Here is a 2,316-nt window from a genome sequence, read left to right as displayed (position 1 = left end):
TCGCCTCCCAGGGGGCGTCGCTGGTGGGGATGACGCTGGCGCCGGAGTTCGCGCTGGCGCGCGAGTTGGAACTCTGCTACGCGCCGCTCTCGTGGGTGGTGAACCCGGCGGAGGGCGTCGCCGAAAGGCCCTACCGGCCGGACGTCCTGTTTGAGGGGATGGCGACGGCCGAGGAGTTGGCCGAAGGCGACCGCGCGGCTGCGCGGTTGCCGGAGATTCTCGCCGAGGCGATCGGCCGGATTGCCTCCGACCGGCCCTGCCACTGTCGGCGAGCCATGCAGCGCTACCGCGACGAAGGCAGGTTGTGAAGTTCCCCGCTCCCCTACGGGTCGCGGCTAACCATGACGATGTGCGAGACGGCGTTTCTTTCCGCCCTTCGACCTCGCTCAGGGCGACCCGAGCATGGTCGAGGGGCCGCATTACGCATTGCCGTTCCCACATATCTACCCTTCTCTGCGTGCTCTGCGGTCTCTGCGTTGAAATCACTCTTTGGCTGGGGGCGGTTGACCCGTTGCGGCCGGCTCGAGCACGATCAACTCCACCTGCATCAGCGCGTCTTCGAGCACCTCTTTGACCTGCATGACGCGGCCGAAGGTTTCCTGCGGGTCGGCCTTGAGGGCCGCGGCGCGGACGCTGGCCGGCATGGCGTTGACGGCGTCCTTGAGTTCCTTGAGGGTCACCGGCCGGCCGTCGAGCGTCGGGGTCTCGCCCTTGCGGACGACGACCGCGATCTCGACCTTCTTCGGCTCGATGCGATGGCCCGTCGGCCGGATGACCAGTTCCACGGGCGTCCCGACGGGCGGGACGACGTTCGGATTGGCCTCGTACAGGAGGTCGGCGTTGACGGCGGTGGATTCGAACGGCACGTCAATGACCGCCTCGACGAAGTTCGAGAGGCAGACGACGGTTCCCTCGCGGTCGGCGGCGACGAGCATGTTTTTCTCCGGCCGGCCGACGTACACCCACTCGATCGGCCGGGTGACCTCCGCCGCGGAGCCTGACAGGCGGAGAAGTTTGTACGCGGGCACTTCCTTCAGAAGGGTTTTTCGGACCTGGATTTTCTCGGGCTTGGCGCCCTCGGCGATCAACTTGTCGACGCGGGCCTTTTCTTCGTCGCTGACGGTGAAGAACCGGGCGGTGATGTCGAGCGTTTCGCCGGCCGGCGGGCTGAACGCCCTCGCCTCGGTCCAGTGCGCCGGCTGTCCCGGCTCCAGACCCAGGAGCGCGAGGGCGAACGTCACGTGGGAGGGCCTCGCCTTGACGACGACGATGCTTTCGTGCTCGCGCGTCCCTTCGGAGCAGACGACCAGTTCGAGCGCGCCTTCCTGGAGGCAGACCTTGCCTTCGAGGCGGACCTCGCTCTTGGCCGTGTCCACCGTGATGCCGGGCAGCGTCTTGAGGACGACGGGCTTCTCGGTCGGCGGCGCCTGCTGGGCGGGCGTTTCGGCGCCGCGCGCCATGCCCGCCGCCAGGATCACCCAAGCCGTTGCCGTTCCCGCCAGGTGCCAGGATTTGCGCATCGCGTCCCTCCGATCCGACTCGTCCGTGTTTGCGTCCTTCATTCGGCGCTGGCAGCGCTCGGCGCCGGCGGCCGGCACTCCACGAGGGCGAGGATGCAGTAACTGGTCGGCACGACGGGGATCTGCTCGCCCTCGAACCATCGTTCGGCCTCGTTGAACCAGGAGCCGTTCTCGCGTTGTCGGCGGAGGATGGCGTCGGAGAGTTCCGCCCGCCAATCGTGCGTCCGCCGGCGCGCGTCCATGATTGCAGGCTCGCCCCAGGCCGCCAGGGCCCGGGCCGCCGTCATGTAATAGTAGAAAAGTCCCTGCTGGCCGAGTTCGGGGTTTTCGTCGAAGGTCCAGTGCCGGCGGATCCAGTCGAGTGCGGCCAGGACGCGCGGGTCGTCGCGCGCGAGGCCCGCGTACACGAAACTCTTGAAGCCCGCGTAGGTCATGGTGCCGTAGGCCTTCAGGCCTTTCTGGCCGTTCGGGAGGTCCACGGTTCCGGCCTTGGATTCGCCCCCGCCGTGCGGCGAATAGACGAATCCGCCGCTGTCCGTCCCGACGAACACGCCGTCGTTCGATTCACTGCGGTCCTGGGTGCGGCTCAGGAAGACCTGGGCCTTTTTCCAGAGGGGATGGTCCTTCGGGACGCCGGCCTGGTGCATCGCCTCGAGGAAGAACGCCTCGTTCGAGAGGTCCGGCCGCTCGTACTGGCCGTACCCCGCCCCGCCGTACCACGGGTGCCCGGTGTCGATGCTTTCGGCCTCGTCCCACTGGTGGGCGATGAGATAGGCCTTGGCCTTTTCGATCCGGG

Annotated in this window: 3 protein-coding genes; 1 reads left to right on the top strand and 2 read right to left on the bottom strand. The window is 67.7% G+C overall.

The features are described 5' to 3' along the window. On the top strand, positions 1–308 hold a 308-nt coding region (locus tag NTX40_08800), incomplete at its 5' end, for a phosphorylase (protein MCX5649177.1). 174 nt (positions 309–482) lie between these two features. On the opposite strand, the gene NTX40_08795 is transcribed toward NTX40_08800, so the two are convergent. Further along, entirely contained in the window at positions 483–1,520 is a 1,038-nt protein-coding gene (locus NTX40_08795; GenBank protein ID MCX5649176.1) for a YdjY domain-containing protein, read from the bottom strand. 38 nt (positions 1,521–1,558) lie between these two features. Then, the coding region (locus tag NTX40_08790; protein ID MCX5649175.1) for a hypothetical protein at positions 1,559–2,316 on the bottom strand (758 nt) is incomplete at its 5' end.

The sequence above is a fragment of the Planctomycetota bacterium genome, assembly GCA_026387035.1.
GTDB lineage: Bacteria > Planctomycetota > Phycisphaerae > FEN-1346 > FEN-1346 > JAPLMM01.
The sequence above is the reverse complement of the archived record's forward strand: the minus strand, read 5'-3'. Positions and strand labels throughout refer to the sequence as shown.